Below are 17,670 nucleotides of genomic sequence, written 5' to 3' on the forward strand. Positions count from 1 at the left end.
TCGATATGGCGGACCCAGTGCATTTCGACCGGCGGAGCCTGTTGCTATCGGCCACCGGCATGGCCGTGACGATGGGGCAGACCTCCGCCCCGGCGGCCACCCTGGCTATTCGCGGCGAGGCCGCCAAGGGTGCCGGTGCGGCCTGCTGGCTCGACGGTGTACCACCGGACAGCCATGAGGGAATGACCTGGGGCCAGCCTTGGCCCAGGGGGACGAAACTGTCGTCCTCCTACCGGCTGACGGGGGATGGATCGGCTCCGCTGCAAAGCTGGCCGCTCGCCTATTGGCCCGACGGGTCGATCAAATGGACGGGCCATGCCCTGGCTGCCGATGCGGGGCGCGGCACCAGCCTGCGGGTCGAGCCGGGCAGGGCGCGGCAGGCATCGTCTTCTTCCGCCACGGCGCGCAGCTTTGCCGATCGGATCGAGGTGACGGTCGGCGATACGCTCTGGACGATAGGGCGACAGGGCGAGGCGATTATCCGCTCGGCGCGGCGAGGCGGCAAGACGGTCATGCGCGACGTCGGCCTCATCGCGACGGCGCAGGACGCGGCCGACGAGGAGGATGGCGCCGCGCCCCGGCTGCTCCGCTATGCGGGGCGGATCGAGCGCGTCACGGTGGAACAGGATGGCCCCATCCGGGTCGTGGTGCGGGTCGAGGGACGTCATGCCGCGCCCGACGAACAATGGCTGCCCTTTTCGCTGCGCCTCTACTTCCATGCCGGATCGGCATCGGTGCGGATCGTCCATAGCCTGATCTTCGACGGAGACCCCACGCGGCGGTTCGTGCGCGGACTGGGGCTGAGCGGGCAGGTGCCGATGACCGATCCGCTGCACGACCGGCATGTCCGCTTCGCCGGGCAGGGCGATGGCCTGTGGGCGGAGGCGATCCGGCCGCTGACGGGATTGCGCCGCGATCCGGGGCGCGCTTTCCGCGAGGCGCAGGTTGCTGGACGAGAGACGCCGCCGTTGGCGACGATGGCGGCGGCGGTGCGCGATCGGCTGGATTACATCCCGGCCTGGGGCGAGTTCCGGTTGCGCCAGCCCAATGCCGACGGATTCACCATCCGTAAGCGGACCGCCGGCGGTCATGGCTGGGTGCCGGTCGACGGCGCCGGGCGCGCGGCGGGGCTGGGCTATGTGGGGGGCGCGCGGGGCGGTGGCGTCGCCTTTGCCATGCATGATTTCTGGCGGCGCTGCCCGGTCGGGCTCGACGTGGCCGAGGCGACCGGCGAGGCGGCGCGCTTCACCCTGTGGTATCACGCGCCCGACGCCCCCGCGATGGACCTGCGCTTCTATCACGACGAGATGGGGATGACCGACTTTGCCCGGCAGAACGAAGGGCTGGACATCACCTATGAGGATTATGAGCCCGGCTGGGGCGATGCGCGCGGGATCGCACGAACGACCGAATTCCGGCTCTGGGCGCTCGACACGACGCCGACCCGCGAGCGGCTGATCCGGATGGCGGCGCAGGTCGAGGCGCCGCCTCGGCTGCTTGCGACCGGCGAAGCGGTTCATGCGGCGGGCGTGTTCGGTGCCTGGACGCTGGCGGGGCCACCCGGCGGCGACGCGGCGGGACGGATCGAGGCGCGGGCCTCGCGCGAGCTGGATTTCTATATCGGGCAAGTCGAGCAGCGGCGCTGGTACGGCTTTTGGGATTATGGCGACGTCATGCACAGCTATGACGCGGATCGCCATGTCTGGCGCTACGACATCGGCGGTTTCGCATGGGATAACAGCGAGCTGTCGACCGACCTTTGGCTGTGGTACGCCTATCTGCGGACCGGGCGCGCCGATGTCTTCCGGATGGCGGAGGCGATGACGCGGCATACCGGCGAGGTCGATGTCTATCATCTCGGCCGCTTCCGGGGGTTCGGGACGCGTCACGGGGTGCAGCATTGGGGCGACAGCTCGAAACAGCCGCGCATCTCCAACGCCGCCTATCGCCGCATCTATTATTACCTGACCGCCGACGAGCGGTGCGGCGACCTGATGCATGCGCTGATCGACAGCGACCAGACGCTTCGCCATGTCGAGATCGGGCGCAAGGTCGGGGCCCGCGCGCCCGGTTCGGAGCCACCCGGCGGCACCGGCGCGGTGGTCGCGGAGGGCAGGCTGCCGCCGGGACAGGTCTTCGTCCAGTTCGGTACCGTCTGGGGGCCGCTGGTCGCGGCCTGGATGACCGAGTGGGAACGGACGGGCGATCCGCGCTGGCGCGACCGGATCGTGGCGGGAATGCAGTCGCTCGCCGCTCTGCCCCGCCAATGGTTTGCGGGCGGCGCGCCCTTCGACCTCGCCACGGGACGCTTTGTCGGCGAGGGCGACCGGGTGAGCATGAGCCATTTGAACGGGGTCTTCGGCGTGTTCGAGACGATGGCCGAACTGCTCGAACTGGTCGATGTGCCCGCCTATCGCGAGGCCTGGCTGGACTATTGCGCCTATTATAATGCCCCGACCGACCTGTTCCGCGCGAAGACCGGCGATCCGGGCAAGGGGCGGGGGCTGACCCAGGCCCATTCGCGCTATACCGCCTATGCCGCCGTCCAGCGCCGCGACCCCGCTCTGGCCCGCCGAGCCTGGGCGGAGTTTCTGGGGGCGGGCGACCGTGCCACGCGCGATCAGGCCAAGGGCGCGGTGCGCGTCTCCGGTCCGGCGGTGCTCAAGCCGGTGGACGAGATTCCCGATATCTCGACCAACGACGCCGCCCAATGGGGGCTGGCGGCGACCGCCAATCTGGCGCTGATCGGCCGGTGGCTGTCGTGAGGCGATGGGCCTGCGCCATGCTGGGCGTGACGGCGCTGGCCGCGACGGGACCGGGCGCGCGTATCGACGATTTTCGCGGCGGCCTGTCGCGCTGGTCCGTCGAGGCCGAGCCGGGCGCGCAGGTCGTCGCTCGGGGCGGAGTGCTGGATATCGACGCGGCGGACGGGGTGACGATCTGGTATCGGCAAAGGCTGAAGGGGCCGGTCGCGATCGACTATGACGTGATGCCGGTGGCGGAGGGCGGGGCGCATGACGCGGTCAGCGATGTCAACGCCTTCTGGATGGCGCGCGACCCCAGGGTGAATGGCGGCTCCGTGCTGGCCCGGCGACGCGACGGGGCCTTTGCCAGCTATGACGATCTGGAGACCTATTATGTCGGGATCGGTGGCAATCGGAACAGCACGACGCGGATGCGCCGCTATGTCGGCCGCAAGGGGGATCGGCCGCTCCTGCCCCAACATGACCGCAGCGATCCCGCCGCGATGCTGGTCCCGAACCGATGGACCCATATCCGCCTGATCGCCGATGGTCACGAGATCGCGGTCGATCGCGACGGCCAGCGGCTCTTCACGATGCACGATGCCGCCCCCTATCGCAGCGGCTGGTTCGCGCTGCGCACCACGCGCAGCCATTTGCGGGTTCGCGATGTGCGGATCACGCCGCTGGGTTGATAAGAAAGGGGCCGGATCGCGTGGACCCGGCCCCCATAGTCGAGGGAAAAGGTGAGCCCGCCGGGGCTCAGAATTTCAGGTTGAAGCCCGCGAAGAAGCGCTGCCCCGGATAGAAGACCTCGGACGTGCCGATATTCTTGATATAGGTCTTGGAAAATTCCTTGTTGATGTTCTGCATCTCCATGAACAGCTGATAATGCCATTCGGGGAAACGGAACGTGACCTTGGCATCCAGATAGCCTTCGCCCTTGCGATAGATGGGCAGGTTCCCGTTATTGGAATCGGCGACGACCGTCAGCCAGTCCGACCGGAAGTTATAGGCCAGGCGGGCGTTCAGCCATCCCTTGTCGTAGAAGACGCTGGCATTCCAGGTCCATTTGGACAGGCCGGGATAGTCGTTCAGCGGATCGCCGGTCGCGCTGTTGGTCAGGTTGGTGCGCAGGGCGCGGGCATAGGTGACATTGCCACTGGCGCCCAGCCCGTCGAACGGCGCGGGCAGGAAGGTGAAGGCGGTCTGCGCGCTCGCCTCGATCCCGTCGAGCAGCGCGCCGAAGCCGTTCACCGGCTGGCGCACCGTATAGGTCACGCCGTCCTGGAACAGGTCGACGCCGGTGCGCAGCACGTTCAGGATGACGAAGCTGCTCTCATATTTCTTGTAATAGCCCAGGCTGAACAGCGTATCCTTGTTGGAATACCAGGCCAGGTTCACCTCCCACTGGTCGGCGCGATAGGGCTTGAGCGCGGGGTTGCCCGCGGTGCAGACATCATCCGACGCGGCGACGGTCGCATCGTCCAGGCAGTTGATGTTGGGCACCAGATCGGTCGGCTTGGGCCGGGCGAGGTTCTTGGCCCAGTTGGCGCGGAACACCAGGTCGGGCGTGATCTCCAGCGCCGCGTTGAAGGCGGGGAGGATGTCGACATAGCTGTTGCGCAGCGAGAGCTGCTGGGCGCCGAGGACCACGGTCTCGGTGCCGCCCGTGGCGGTGAAGCGGGTCTGGCGGCGGATATTGGTGCCCGTGCCCACATCCCGGGTATAGACATAGCGCACGCCCGCATTGCCGGTCAGGCGCATGCCGAAGACATGGGTTTCCAGATCGCCCTGGACGTAACCGGCGGCGACCGTCTCGTCGATCTTCAGCTGGGGAATCTGGGGCTGGCCGTTGGCTTCGCGGACCAGATCCTGGTCGAAACCGGACAGGTCGTAATATTGGCTGAGCAGCGACGGCGAGAAATTGGCGAAGGCGAGGCGATTGGGGATCGAGGAGGATGCGCCTTGCAGCCCCGCGAACATCGGCGCGCCGCCGGTCGTGGTGCCCAGGGACCGGATAAGCCCGGCATATTCGTCGCGCGTCAGATAATAGGTGCTGCCATTGACCCGCTGCGGCACGGTGGCGGCGTTGACGACCTGGGTCGTGAAGGACACATTGGCGCTCGATTGATAGACCGCCGGGGTGGTGCCGGACGCCGGGGTGAGCAGACGCGACCCGCCACCTGCATAATTATAATAGTCGGCCCAGCGAAACTGCCCGCCAAACTCGATATTCTTCAGCGGCCCCCAATCGGCCGCCCAAGTCCCGTCGAGCTTCAGCTGGTTTTCGTTATTGCCCGAGTCGCCCGGACGATACTGGACGCTCGGCCCCGCCTGGGCGGTGTTCCCGGCGCGATTGTAGTCGGTGTAGATATTGGGATCGGCCGGATTGACCGAACTGGGATAGGTGAAGACCGGAATGCCCAGATCGTTGCGCCGGTCGAGCTGCATCCCCGCAATGCCGGTGCTGATCGAGATCAGGTTGGTTTCACCCAGCGTCCGCGATTCGCTGCGCGAGGCCAGGCCCTTCAGCCGGAGGCGATCGACCACCCAGTCGAAGCCGGTGATATAGTAACGGGAATTCTGGTCATATTGGAAGTCGCGGCGCTGAACGCCCAGGATATTGGCGGACCCGCTATAGACGGGGGCGGACGCGCTGCCGATATTCGCCGCCGATAGGGCCGTGGTGTAGCTGGTGACGACATGGTTGCCGTCGACCGTCGATGTACCCAGCTTGACCTGTGGCGTCGAGCTCGCGCCGAGCGACGGATCGAGCTGGTAACGCTGATAGCGCCCCATATCGAGCGAATAGTTGACGTCCATCAACCGCTGGTTGCGGCTGTTGAACTGTACTTCCGCAAAGGCGCGAAAATTGTTCGAGAATTCATATTGCAGCGTGATGTCGCCCGACAGGCGCTTGTCGCGGCGAACCAGGTTGCGATAGCGGGGCACGGTCGGCGCCCAGTCGAAGAACTGATTTTCGCAGGCCGCCCGGCGGGTGGCGAAGGTCTGGGTCGCGGTCGCGCCGACACCCGCGCAGCTGGCATAGGTGTTGAACGCCGAATAGGCCGGGTTGGCGACCGTCTTCTGGTCGGAATGGTCGAAATCGGCGAGGCGGCTGTAATTGGTGTTGCTGGCATAATCCTGCCGCGTCGAGACGTCGCTATAGGTGACGTTGGCCAGGAGACCCAGCCCGTCGATGAAGAATTTGGGCGTGCCGATCAGCAGCGTCGCGCGGGGCTTCCAGTCCTGCGTCGTGTCGAGATGCTGTTCGGAGAAATTGAGATTGGCGATGAAATTCTTCAGTTCGAGCGGCTTGCGCGTCTCGATCTGGATCGTGCCGCCGATGCCGCCCTCGGTCAGCTTGGCCTGATAGCCCTTGTAGACGTCGATCGACTTGACGAGCTCGGAGGCGAATTCGCGGAAGTCGCCCGCGCGGGAACCCAGCGCGGAGGATTGGCCGACGCCGTTGATCTCGACGCGATTGAGGTCGGGCTCGACGCCGCGGATCGATACCTGATTACCCTCGCCGAATTCACGGCTGAGCTGGACGCCGGTGATCCGGGCCAGGCTGTCGCCGATATTCTTGTCGGGGAAGCTGGCGATATCGTCCGCAACGATCGAGTCGACGACGGTCCCCGCATTGCGCTTGCGGGCGATCGCCGATTGCAGCGAGGCGCGGGTGCCGACGACGATGATGTCCTCGGGGCTGACCCCGTCGAGCTTGTCGCCTTTCCCCTGATCGGCGGCCTTCGCAGCGTTTTGCGCAGAGGCGGGCGCGCTCAGCGCCAGTCCGGCGGCCAGCACGCCCCAGGCCGATGTGCGCAGCATTCCGCGTAGCAGGTGCCGGTCGCCCGCGTGACGCGACCCGGTGATAGCGACGAAACCCGTCATGGCATCCTCCCTCTCGCCCCCGGTGCCGCCGCTGTTTCTCGGCTGACGCTATAGGGCTGCTCCAGTCTGCCTTGGTGTATATAACCACAATATGGAATGCAATCATATAGATTGGAATTTTGACTCGTTGGGCTATGGTGCTGTCAGGCAATGCGAAAGGCGGCATATGACCCGGATCGCCGTGCTTATTTGGGATAGGAGAGAGGCATGATCGGCAGGCGGCGCATCAGGGGCGGTATCGCATCATGGGTGATGATGGCGGCCGTCTGTCCGGTCCATGCCGCCCCAGCGCCGGAGCGTCAGGCCGAAAAATGGGACCGCGGCGTCGTCGCGGTGCCCGCCATCGGGGGCGGGGTGCTGGTCAGCTGGCGCTCGCTGGCAAGCGATGCGCCAGGTGTGGGGTTCGAGGTGTTTCGCGACGGACGCAGGGTCTCGGTCTCGGCCATCACCGGCTCGACCAATTTCCGCGATGCCGGGGGCAGCGCCGCCAGCCGCTATGCCGTGCGGATGATTGCGCCGGGCGCGGCGGGCGCGGTCAGCCCTGCCGTGGCGGTCTGGGCGAAAGGCTATACGTCGATTCCGTTGGACCCGCCGCCGGGCGGCGTCACCCCGGATGGCGAGGCCTATGGCTATACTGCCAATGATGTGGGGCTGGGCGATCTGGACGGGGACGGGCAGCCCGATCTGGTGTTGAAATGGGACCCCACCAACAGCCATGACAACAGCCAGAGCGGCTATACCGGGCCGGTCTATCTCGACGGCTATACGCTGGCGGGCAAGCGGCTGTGGCGGATCGACCTCGGCCCCAATATCCGCGCGGGGGCGCATTATACCCAGTTTCTGGTGCAGGATTTCGACGGCGACGGCCGGGCCGAGGTGGCGATGAAGACCGCCGACGGCACGGTCGATGGACAGGGGCATGTGATCGGCGATCCCAAGGCCGATTGGCGCCAGCATGACGGAGAGGTGCCGCAGGCCGACAGGACCGGCGCGCACATCACCGCCGACGGGCGCATGGTCGCCAGGCTCGCCGGACGAATCCTGACCGGGCCCGAATATCTGACGGTGTTCGACGGCATGACCGGCAAGGCGCTGGCCACCAAGGCCTATGATCCGCCGCGCGGGCCGCGCCACGATCCGGGTTTCGCCTGGATGGCCGCGCATTGGGGGGACGGCTATGGCAACCGGGTCGACCGGTTTCTGGCGGGGGTCGCATTTCTCGACGGGCGGCGTCCCAGCATGGTCTTCGGTCGCGGCTATTATGGACGCACGGCGATCGCCGCCTGGGACTATCGCGACGGCCAGCTGACCGAGCGCTGGCTGTTCGACACCGACCAACCCGGCCATCAGGACTATGTCGATCGCGGCAACCACCAGCTGAGCATCGCCGATGTCGACGGAGACGGTCGCGACGACGTCATCTATGGCTCGATGGCGGTCGATGCCGACGGCAAGGGGTTGTGGACGCAGCCGCTCTATCATGGCGATGCGATGCATGTCGGCGATCTCGATCCCGCCCGGCCGGGGCTGGAGAAGTTCGGCGTGCACGAACAAGTCGGCAGGAATGGCGGGATCGGATCGGCGCTGCTCGATGCGCGGACCGGGCAGATTCTGTGGACCAAGCCCGCCACCAGCGACACCGGGCGCGGCCTGTCCGCCGATATCGACCCGCGCCATGTCGGCGAGGAGATGTGGGGATCGAACCAGCCCGATCTCTACGACGTCCACGGCGTATCGGTCGGCCCGCATCCGCGCCAGACCAACTTCGCCATCTGGTGGGACGGCGACCTTCTTCGCGAACTGCTCGACGGGACGACCATCTCGAAATGGGACTGGACGACGGCCAAGGCCGAGCCGTTGCTGGTGGCGGAAGGGGCGGCATCCAATAACGGGACCAAGGCCAACCCCGCGCTACAGGCCGATCTGATCGGCGACTGGCGCGAGGAGGTGGTGTGGCGCAGCGCCGACAATCGCGAGTTGCGCATCTATACGACGCCCTGGCCGACGACGCACCGGATCACCACGCTGCTCCAGGACCCGGTCTATCGCGCCGGGATCGCCTGGCAGAACACCGCCTATAACCAGCCGCCGCACACCGGCTTCTATCTGGGCATGACCAAGCCGTCCGAACGGGCGGAGTGACCCGGTCACAACACCGGATTGCGCCCCCAGAGCTGATCATAGCGCCAGCCCGACAGATCCTCGACCACCGCGCGGGTCAGGGGGCTGGCGGGTTCGCGCTCACCGGTGCGGAGCCGTTCGATCTCGTCCATCAGCACGGCATGGGATGCCGGGTCGAGCCGGAAGCGGAGCGACACCCATAGCCCGAAGGCCAGCAGCGCGAGGGTGCCGCCGACCATCACCGCGACGATGGCGTGGACGGTCGCCGAGGACTGGCTGGCCGCACCGGCGATGAAGCCCGACGCCTGCAGGATCTGGCCGACCGCGATCAGCGCAACGGCCTGCGACATCTTGCGCACGAAGGTCATGACACCCGCAAACGCGCCCTCGCGGCGGCGGCCGGTGACGATCTCATCGACATCGGCCATGTAGTTGTAGGTGGCCCAGGGAATATAGTTGAGCGCGCCGCGCCCCAGGCCCGCGAAGGCGACCGGCAGCACGAAGACCCAGCCGCTGGCACCTCGGCCGGTCCACCACAGGCCGAGGAATAGCAGGACGCCCAGCGCGAAGCTGCCCCCCGCGATCTGGTACGCCCGCGCCGGGGAGGCGCGCAGCGCGAAGTTGATCGCCAGCAGGACGGCGAGGGTCTGGACCGCATAGGTCAGCCCGGCCAGGTTGGACACGGCCAGCGTCGTGCCGCCCAGCGCGAAGACGACGAAATAGGCGAAGGCGGCGTTGAAGATGTCCTGGCTGATATAGCCGCCCAGATACATGCCCAGATGCAGCCGGAACGCCCGGATCCGCAGGGTCGAGAACAGGTTGCGGTACAGGTCGCGGATCGCGGCCAGCGGGGTCATCCGCTCGCGCGCCAGCGCCATGGTCTCGGCCGAACGTGGTCGCTCCCAGCTGAACAGATAGAGCATCGTTGCCGAGGCCATGAACAGCGCGGAGAATAACAGGCCCATATAAAAATAGGTGTCGGGCGAATCCTTCCCCAGATGCTCGATCAACCGGCCCGGCAGAATGGCGGCGAGGATCGCGGAAATCTGGCCGCACATGATCCGCCATCCGGCGAACTTGGCCTTGGTCCGGTAATCGCTCGCCATTTCGGCGGCCAGCGTCTCGAACGGAATGATCTCGAGCGCATAGACCAGCTCGAACAGGACATAGGTGACGAGATAATAATAGAAGCTCTGCCCCGCGACCCACATGATCGCGAAGGAGGGGAGCAGCGGGATAGCCGCCAGGATGAAGGCCCGCCGCCTGCCGAACCGGCGGCCCGCCCAGGTGTCGCCGAACCGGTCGGAGATATAGCCGATGGTCGGGCTCGCCACCGCGTCCAGCACGCGGGCGATGCCGAAGATCAGCGTCGCCTGCGCCGCCGACAGGCCGCAAAAGCTGGTGTAGAAGAACAGCACCCAGGTGCTGATGACCGCCATCGAGCCCGCGCCCAGAATGTCGTTCGATCCATAGGCGGCGAAATTGTACCAGCGAACGCGACGAGGGGGCGGGGACCCGGTGGCGGGGCCCATCAGATATAGGTCCGCAGGAATTCGCCCAGTGCGCAGATCGCCAGGCTCTGGCCATAGGGCATCGAGGTCAGCGCGATGTCCTTGTAGAACTGCATCGTGTCGCCCATCGCGGTGCCGAAGCTGACCTGCTTCAGCTCGCCATGCTCGTCGATATTGGCGAGCACGGCGCGGATCGCCTTGATCCCGACCGCTTCGTAACGGCGCGGCAGATAGCCCTTCCGTACCGCCTTCAGGATGCCATAGGCGAAGCCTGCGGTCGCCGATGCTTCGAGATAGCTGGTCGGATCGACGATCAGCGTATGCCACAGCCCGCTCTCGTCCTGATGCTCGGCCAGCGTCTTTACCTGCGCCGCCAGCGTGTCGATCAGGAAGGTGCGGAAGGCATCGCCCTCGGCCAGGTCCAGCATCTCGATGATCTCGGGGATCGCGATCGTCACCCAGCAATTGCCGCGCGCCCACAGCGCACCCGCGAAGTTATGGCGACCGTCGAAGGTCCAGCCATGATACCAGAGGCCCGTCTGGCGATCGAACAGATATTTGATGTGGACGAGGAACTGGCGCTTGGCCTCCTCGATATAATGCGGGCGGTTCAGGATCTGGCCGATGCGGGCGAGCGGCAGGACGCTCATCATCAGCGTGTCGTCCCACATCTCCTGCGGGTTCTCGTCGTTGAAGACGATATGCTGGAACCCGCCTTCCTCCGTCTTGGGCAGGCCGTCATCGGCCATCAGCCATTCGGCCCAGATGTCGAGATAGGGCAGATAGGTCTGGTCGCCGGTCTGCTCATAGAGATTGGCGAGCGTCAGGAAGGGCGACATGGTGTTGATGTTCTTGGTCGGGGTGCCCGCCGCGAAACGGTCCTCGAACCATTTCAGCATCACGTCCCAGGCCTGTTCGTCGCCGGTCTGTTCCCAATAACGGTAGAGGCCGAACAGGCCGATGCCGTGGGTCCATTCCCAATCGTTCCACCCCTTTGTGTCGATCACCCGGCCATCGTCCAGACGGAGCAGGAACTCGCCGGTCTCGTCCCGGATGTTGACGAGGTTGTCGATCAGCCTGGCGATCTGCGCCGTCACCTCAGCGCGGGGTATGTCGTGCGTAAGGGCTGCCACGGGAATGCTCTCCGAAGGATCAGGGGGTGGGATAGAGGTCGCGGTAAGCCGGGGCGGCCACGTCGGTGACCGCGACGCCGCCGCGCGCATGATGGAGGGTGACGAGCCGGACCGGCTCGATCACGTTGCCGGGCGCCCCGTCGCTCGTCACGGCGAGCGCCAGCGTGTTGCGTCCGCGATGGTGCAATATGCCCTCGGGGATGGGGAAGACCCGCTGCGGCCCGACATTCGCGACGAACTGGCCCATATTCCAGCCATTGACGAAGATCAGCACCCGGTAGCGCCCCGGCGAGCGCGGCGTATCGGGGTCGCCGATCTGCAGGCCCAAGGTCACGTCCTCGCCGCTCGGCACCGACAGGTCGAACATGGTGCGATACCAGTCGGTCCCGGCATGGGGTTTCGCCTCGGTCAGCGTGACCGCCTGCCACCCGTCATCGGCAAAGCCCGGCAGGGTCCAGCCCATGCGTTCGCCATAAAGGCCGCCATTGTTGCTGGGCCCGCGCGCGACGTCGCGCAGGTCTTCGCCGCCCGCGCGCCCCTGAATCCGCCACGCGATCGGCACCGCGAAGCTCTTGCCACCCGGCCGGGCCAGCGAGACGGAGATCAGCCCGCGCGGCTCCTTGTGCGCGTCATCGACGTCGAGGTCCCAGTTATGGCCGTTCACCCGCACCATCGCGGCCAGCACATGCTCGCCGGGCGTCTGGGCCTGGCGAGGCAGGACGAATTCCGCGACACCGGTGGTGATCGGCCGGGGCAGGCCGCCTGCCAGTTCATGCTGGCCGATCAGCGTCCCGTCGAGGAACAGCTGGACCATCCCCGCGCCGCCCGCCCCGTAATGCACGGTCGCGGTCTGCGCGTCCGCCGAGCCGGTGAAGCGACCGCGATACCAGACATCGCCGTCATGAAAGCCATAGGCATCCGCGCCGAGATTGGGCTGGCCGGTCGGTGGGCGGATGGTTGCCACGTTGCGGGCGGTCCCGCCTACGATCCAGCCGGAATCGTCGAAGTCCACGCCCGTCTCCGGCGATCCCGGCGCATGACGCCATGTCGCGCTGGTCAGGTCGGGCAGGGTCAGGCGTTGCGGTGCGGGAAGGGGCCGCAGGGCCACCAGACTGCCGCTCGCCGAACGCGCGACGGGCACCGCCTTTCCGTTCCAGCGCACCGTGCGGATGCCCGGTGGGGCCCAGACCTCCAACGGCTCGGCGCCCTCGCTATCGCCGGTCAGGTCTAGCGTCCCCCGGTTCGGCATCGCATGACGGACGAGCGTGGGGCCGCGCTCGAGCAGGCCGTCCTGTCGGAAGAAACGCTGCGCCGCCGCGACTTCACCAACTAGCAGCAGCAGGGGCGGGCGACCGCCGCCTGCGATCAGCACTCGCGCCAGACCCCGGTGCGTATAGGTCAGCCGAAGGTCTCCCTTTGCCGGGTCGAAGGCGCTGGCGACCCGTCCCTCCAAGATGGTGACTTTCGGCGGGGCTGCATAGCGCAGCACCGTTTCGCCCGGCTCGTCCGTGCGACCATAGAATAGCGCGACGTCCTCCACGCCGTGGCGGATGGTCGTCTGCAATTCGGACGTCGAATAGACCAGCCGCTGCCGCTCCAGATTGACGCCAGCGACCAGCAGCTTGGCGTCGCGGCCATGCAACTCGCTGGCAAAGCTGTAGCGTCCGTCGGGCAGGTCGGCGGTGATGGTGAACCGCGCGTCGCCGGTCGCGTTGGAGGGCTTGGGTGCGACGAACAGCAGTCGTGCGTCTGTGTCGGGATTGCGGTCGTGATAGACCTGCACCGCATCGCTGTCCGTGACGGCGACGGGCGGGGCCTTTTCCAGCCGGGCGAGATCGGGCACGGCGGCGAGGAACTGGCCGAGCTGCTTCAGCTCCAGCGCCTTGGGCCGCAGATTGCGCGCCTCGTCGATCGCCGAACCATAGTCGTAGGAGGTAAAGACGACGGGCGCGGGCAGCCATCCCCAGCTCGTGCCGCCATAGCCCATATAGATGCTCTGGATCGCGATGCCGTTGGCGATGTTGGTGCCGTAGAAGACCCGCTGATAGCCGGTCCCGCGCTGGACGGCGTTGCACGGATACATGCCGTTCGACCCCCAATAGTCGAACCAGCCGCCGCCGAACTCGGCGATGAAACCGGGCGTGTGCGGCGAGGCGCTCGCCCCGCCCTTGGCACCACCGGGACCATACAGGCCCCAGTCCGGAGCGGGCGCACCTTTGGTCGGCACATTGTCGACCCCGCACACGCCGCCGGGATAGCCGTCGAACGCATAAAGCTCCTGCGGCCCCGCGACGGTCAGCGGCACGCCCGAGCTCTTGGGCACCCAATAGCCGTTGCGCCCCTGATCATTGTGGAAGATCGGTACGGTGATCCCATCGGCCCGCGCCTTGTCGTACAGATGCTGCATGTAGCGGCCCTGCGCGGGGGTGGTCAGCGCCAGCTCATTTTCGATTTGGTGGAGGATGACGGTCCCGCCGCGCCCCAGCTGATGGCGTGCGATGATCGGGTTGATCCGGTCCAGCCATTCGTCGGCCGCCGCCAGATATTCGGGATCGTCGGTCCGCGCCTTGCCCGGTTGATTGACAAGCCATCCCGGAAAGCCGCCGCGCGACAGCTCCGCATTCACATAGGGCCCGGCGCGGGTGATGACATAGAGCCCTTCCTCGCGCGCCATGGTCAGCACCCGCTCCACGTCGCGGATGCCGGTGAAGTCGTACACGCCCTTTTTGGGGCTGTGAAAGCCCCAGTCGATATAGATGGCGACGGTGTTGAACCCGCTCGCCTTCATCTTCTGCAGGATGTCGCGCCACAGGTCGGGCGAGGGCAGGCGAAAGGGGTGGAATTCGCTCGACCAGATCAGCGTCGGCTTGCCGTCGATCAGCAGCGAATGGCGGTCGAACGCGACGCGCGGGCGCTCGGCCAACGGCAAAGCCTGCGGCGCGGCGGCGCCTGCCAGCAGCAGGGCGGCGACCAGGCTCATGCGAGGTAGAACATCGGCGTCAGCGGGGCTTCGACCGGGCGATTGTCGGGCCGTACCTCCATCAGATCGGCCATATGGTCCCACCACCGCTGCATGACCGGCTGGCCGGGCAGCGTGTCGCGGCTATCGTCGGCATGCAGCCGCAGGACGGCGAACAGCGCGTTCGTCTCTTCGTCCAGGAAGATCGAATAGTCGTAAATGCCCGCCGCGCGCAGCGCCTCGACGAGTTCGGGCCAGATCGCGTCGTGGCGACGGCGATATTCCTCGGCCATGCCGGGCTTCAGCATCATGCGAAAGGCGATGGGCCGGGTCATGCGTCGTCTCCTGGGATCTTCAGGCCGTGGCGGTGGGCGAAGGTCGCGAACCGGGCCAGCCAGGGATGCGGCGTGCCGTCGGGGGCGATCAGCCGGGGGCCGTGCCCGCCCGTTTCGACGATATGGAGTTCGGCCGGGCGGGGCAGCGCATGGACCGCCTGGAACATCGCAATGCTGTTGGCGACCCGCACGACGGGGTCGTCGGCGGCATGGCCCAGAAAAGTCGGCGGCATGTCGGCGGGGAGGTCCTGCTCCGCCGAATAGCGTGCTGCCCGCTGCGCATCTGCGTCCCGGCCGAGCAGCTCGCGCTTCGACTGGGCGTGCGCGAAGGGCTGGGCCATGGTGATGACCGGGAAGAGCAGTCCGACGGTGAGAAGCGTCGTCGGCTGCGTATCCATGGCGTCGATCGGGCCATAGGTGACGAGCGCCGATCGCGCCGCCAGCCGCGCGGCCAGATGCCCGCCCGCCGAAAAGCCCATCGCGGCGATGTTGGTCGGATCGATGCCCCATTCGCCCGCGCGGGCCCGAATGACCCGAAGCGCGCGCTGTGCATCCTGAAGCGGCGCGTCCGGCCCGGCGGCCCAGCCGTCGTGCGGCAGGCGATAGAGCAGGTCGAACGCCGTCACACCCTGCGCGGCGAACCAGCGTGCGACCGGCGAAGGCTCGCGTCCTACCGCCACACGGGCATAGCCGCCACCGGGGATCAGCAGCACCGCCGCCCCGGTCGGTCGCGCGGCGGGGCAGACGGTCAGCATCGGGGTCGCGACATGCGGCCAGGCGATGTCGTCGGCGGGGCCGTTGGGCGAGCGCTGGACGAAGGCGTCCGCGACCGCCGGGCTGGGCATCCCCGGCGGTGAGCCTGGCCAGATCGGAAAGCGCCGCGGGGCAGGGGCGGCAGTCGCGATTCGGGGCGTGGCGACCATCGACAGTCCGGCGGCGATCAGGGTGCGGCGGTCGAGGGGCATCGTCAATTCCCCGCAGGTCGTTCGCTGCTGCGCATCCCGCTGGCCGCCAGACGAAAGGTCTCGGGGGCGGGCGGATGGCTCGGGTCGAAAGGCGGCAGGTCGCCTCGGACGAAGCGGGCGAGCGAGCCTATCGCCCGCATCCGCTCCGCCACGTCGCGCGCCAGGACCCAGGCGCCGTAATTGTCATGATGGGTCGCGTCACGACCCTGATCGTTGAAGGCCAGCGGCGCGCGATCCTTGCCCAAGGCTTCATAGAAACTGATGGAGTCCGCATTCAGGTCGATCACCGGCACCGCCGCCTCGGCCGCGACCGCGCGAACGGCGGCGGGATAGTCGCCCAGGCTGGGCCGGATATGCCCGTCCGCGCTCCATTGCCGCCGCTCGGGCGAAGTCACCAGGATCGGCGTCACCCCGCGCCGCCGCAATTCGGCAATATAGGTGCGCAGATAGGCGCGATAGGTCGTCGCGGCGTCGGCATAGGTCTGCGGCCACAGGGCTTTCTGGTCGTTATGCCCGAACTGGATCATCGCGATATCGCCGGGTCTGGCGCTGGCCAGCACCTTGTCCAGCCGAAGTTCGGTCAGGAAGGATTTGAGCGTCTCTCCCGACTCCGCATGATTGGCGACCGCGATGGTCGGCGTCAGGAAGGCGGGCAGCATCTGGCCCCAGCTCGCGGCCGGTTCGGCGGGTTGGTCGGTCACGGTCGAGTCGCCCAGCAGAAACAGGGTCGGGACCTCGACAGGGGTGACGCTGACGCGGCGAAGCGCGGGCGCCGGGCCCAGTATCTCCAGCGTCAGCCGATCGTCCCAGGTGAACGACCCGATCTCGCGCGGCTTGAGCCGCACGGCATCGCCGCCCGGCGCGTTGGCGGGCGGGGGCGCGAGCGCGGGGGTGCGGACATTCACGATGAAGCGCCGGGTGACGAACTCGCCCGCGCGTGTCCGAACCGCCTCCAGCATCAGGCGGCGGCTCTCGGCCTTGATCGTGGTGTCGCTCGCGCGGGCGGGATCGCCCAGCGTGACGGTCACGGCATAATTGCCTGGCGGCACCGCGACCGAAAAGAGGTGCGGATCGGCCTCGAACCCGTGATCGCCGTCGAAGCGGTGGTCGGCGTTCGCGGCCATGACGAAGTCCCGCACCGGCGCCTGTGCCGTGGCCATCGCCGACCCCGCCAGCGCCGCCAGGGCGATCAGCCGGCGCATGACGGCCCGCCCGCGGCTGTGGCGCGGGTCAGGCTCGCGCGCTTCTTCAGCACATGGCGGGCGATCGGCAAATGGGTGCTCGCCAATCCGCCCGCGACCAGATCGGCGATACGGCGCGCGCCCAGCTCGCTGAAATGGGTGTCGTCGTCCACCGCCTCGGCAAAGCCGGGCAGGCCCTCGCCCTTCGCATAATGGAGATAATAGACCCGCGATCCGTCCGGCCCGAGCCCGTCGATCCAATGTTCCGACAAGGCGGCCAGGTCGATCAGGGGCACATGTTCCTGCGCCGCCACCCGCCTGGCGGCGTCCGAATAGGTGGGGAAGCTGGGCACGACATGCCCGTCCTTGAATGCGCGACGCGTGACCGGGGTCAGCAGCACCGGCCGGGCTCCGGCGGCGCGTGCGACCGCGATGAACCGTTTCAGATTACTCTCATATTCGGGAATGGGGGCATAGCGTTCGGGCTTCGCCTGGTTGGCGTCGTTATGCCCGAACTGGATCAGCAGCGTGTCGCCGGGGCGCAGGTCGCGGGCGATCGCGTCCAGCCGCCCTTCCGCCATGAAACTCTTGGTGCTGCGCCCCGCCATCGCATGGTTGGCGATAGTCACCTCGGGCCCGAAGGCGCAGCGGAGCATCGTGCCCCATCCCGATTGCGGATATTTGTCGGGCCGATAGTCCTGCGCAGTGGAGTCGCTGGCGATGAACAGCCGTGCCGGGGGCAGGGGAGCGGGGGATGCGCCGACGGTCAGCAACGACGCGCAGGCCGCCCCTATCCTGACAGCCGTCCGATGACGCTTCGTCATGCA

11 protein-coding genes are annotated in these 17,670 nt (G+C 67.1%); 3 read left to right on the top strand and 8 right to left on the bottom strand.

The window, feature by feature from the left end; genetic code table 11:
• Window positions 1–5: 5 nt before the first annotated feature.
• Complete coding sequence (locus QE385_RS01995; RefSeq protein WP_307098559.1) at window positions 6–2,765, top strand: Tat pathway signal sequence domain protein; 2,760 nt, start codon at window positions 6–8, stop codon at window positions 2,763–2,765.
• Window positions 2,766–2,782: 17 nt separating this feature from the next.
• Window positions 2,783–3,436: a DUF6250 domain-containing protein gene (locus tag QE385_RS02000; RefSeq protein WP_307098560.1), complete on the top strand. Its 654-nt coding sequence runs from the start codon at window positions 2,783–2,785 to the stop codon at window positions 3,434–3,436.
• Between the two features lie 67 nt (window positions 3,437–3,503).
• Here QE385_RS02000 and QE385_RS02005 read toward each other — a convergent pair whose 3' ends face one another.
• On the bottom strand, window positions 3,504–6,638 hold the full coding sequence (locus QE385_RS02005; RefSeq protein ID WP_307098562.1) for a TonB-dependent receptor: 3,135 nt from the start codon (window positions 6,636–6,638) through the stop codon (window positions 3,504–3,506).
• 207 nt (window positions 6,639–6,845) lie between these two features.
• Here QE385_RS02005 and QE385_RS02010 point away from each other — a divergent pair, with 207 nt between their 5' ends.
• Window positions 6,846–8,780, top strand: coding sequence for a rhamnogalacturonan lyase (locus QE385_RS02010; RefSeq protein WP_307098564.1), 1,935 nt, complete (start codon window positions 6,846–6,848; stop codon window positions 8,778–8,780).
• A gap of 5 nt (window positions 8,781–8,785) precedes the next feature.
• On the opposite strand, the gene QE385_RS02015 is transcribed toward QE385_RS02010, so the two are convergent.
• From QE385_RS02015 to QE385_RS02045, 7 genes are read right to left on the bottom strand one after another with little or no spacing between them, the layout of a single operon-like run.
• Window positions 8,786–10,291 (bottom strand): MFS transporter, encoded by a 1,506-nt coding sequence (locus QE385_RS02015; RefSeq protein WP_307098565.1) that lies wholly within the window; start codon window positions 10,289–10,291, stop codon window positions 8,786–8,788.
• On the bottom strand, window positions 10,291–11,403 hold the full coding sequence (locus QE385_RS02020; protein WP_307098567.1) for a glycoside hydrolase family 105 protein: 1,113 nt from the start codon (window positions 11,401–11,403) through the stop codon (window positions 10,291–10,293). The genes QE385_RS02015 and QE385_RS02020 overlap by 1 nt, the downstream gene beginning before the upstream one ends.
• Window positions 11,404–11,422: 19 nt before the next feature.
• Window positions 11,423–14,383: a beta-galactosidase gene (locus tag QE385_RS02025; RefSeq protein WP_307098569.1), complete on the bottom strand. Its 2,961-nt coding sequence runs from the start codon at window positions 14,381–14,383 to the stop codon at window positions 11,423–11,425.
• Window positions 14,380–14,697 (bottom strand): L-rhamnose mutarotase, encoded by a 318-nt coding sequence (rhaM, locus tag QE385_RS02030; protein ID WP_307098572.1) that lies wholly within the window; start codon window positions 14,695–14,697, stop codon window positions 14,380–14,382. Before rhaM ends, QE385_RS02025 begins: the two co-directional genes overlap by 4 nt.
• Window positions 14,694–15,662, bottom strand: a complete 969-nt coding sequence (locus QE385_RS02035; protein WP_307098574.1) for an alpha/beta hydrolase — start codon at window positions 15,660–15,662, stop codon at window positions 14,694–14,696. The genes rhaM and QE385_RS02035 overlap by 4 nt, the downstream gene beginning before the upstream one ends.
• Before the next feature lie 2 nt (window positions 15,663–15,664).
• Window positions 15,665–16,864 carry a rhamnogalacturonan acetylesterase gene (locus QE385_RS02040; protein WP_307098576.1) on the bottom strand — a complete coding sequence of 400 codons (1,200 nt, stop codon included), beginning with the start codon at window positions 16,862–16,864 and terminating at the stop codon, window positions 15,665–15,667.
• Window positions 16,852–17,667, bottom strand: coding sequence for a rhamnogalacturonan acetylesterase (locus tag QE385_RS02045; RefSeq protein WP_307098578.1), 816 nt, complete (start codon window positions 17,665–17,667; stop codon window positions 16,852–16,854). Before QE385_RS02045 ends, QE385_RS02040 begins: the two co-directional genes overlap by 13 nt.
• Between the last annotated feature and the right edge of the window lie 3 nt (window positions 17,668–17,670).

The sequence above is a fragment of the Sphingomonas sp. SORGH_AS_0950 genome (genome assembly GCF_030818415.1).
GTDB lineage: Bacteria > Pseudomonadota > Alphaproteobacteria > Sphingomonadales > Sphingomonadaceae > Sphingomonas.

What these genes read in the sequence shown, in the direction of transcription:
- QE385_RS02025 (WP_307098569.1), bottom strand. Translation starts at nt 14,383, where the DNA reads ATGAGCCTGGTCGCCGCCCTGCTGCTGGCAGGCGCCGCCGCGCCGCAG.
- QE385_RS02015 (WP_307098565.1), bottom strand. Translation starts at nt 10,291, where the DNA reads ATGGGCCCCGCCACCGGGTCCCCGCCCCCTCGTCGCGTTCGCTGGTAC.
- QE385_RS02005 (WP_307098562.1), bottom strand. Translation starts at nt 6,638, where the DNA reads ATGACGGGTTTCGTCGCTATCACCGGGTCGCGTCACGCGGGCGACCGG.
- QE385_RS01995 (WP_307098559.1), top strand. Translation starts at nt 6, where the DNA reads ATGGCGGACCCAGTGCATTTCGACCGGCGGAGCCTGTTGCTATCGGCC.
- QE385_RS02010 (WP_307098564.1), top strand. Translation starts at nt 6,846, where the DNA reads ATGATCGGCAGGCGGCGCATCAGGGGCGGTATCGCATCATGGGTGATG.
- QE385_RS02040 (WP_307098576.1), bottom strand. Translation starts at nt 16,864, where the DNA reads ATGCGCCGGCTGATCGCCCTGGCGGCGCTGGCGGGGTCGGCGATGGCC.
- QE385_RS02045 (WP_307098578.1), bottom strand. Translation starts at nt 17,667, where the DNA reads ATGACGAAGCGTCATCGGACGGCTGTCAGGATAGGGGCGGCCTGCGCG.
- rhaM (WP_307098572.1), bottom strand. Translation starts at nt 14,697, where the DNA reads ATGACCCGGCCCATCGCCTTTCGCATGATGCTGAAGCCCGGCATGGCC.
- QE385_RS02000 (WP_307098560.1), top strand. Translation starts at nt 2,783, where the DNA reads ATGCTGGGCGTGACGGCGCTGGCCGCGACGGGACCGGGCGCGCGTATC.
- QE385_RS02035 (WP_307098574.1), bottom strand. Translation starts at nt 15,662, where the DNA reads ATGCCCCTCGACCGCCGCACCCTGATCGCCGCCGGACTGTCGATGGTC.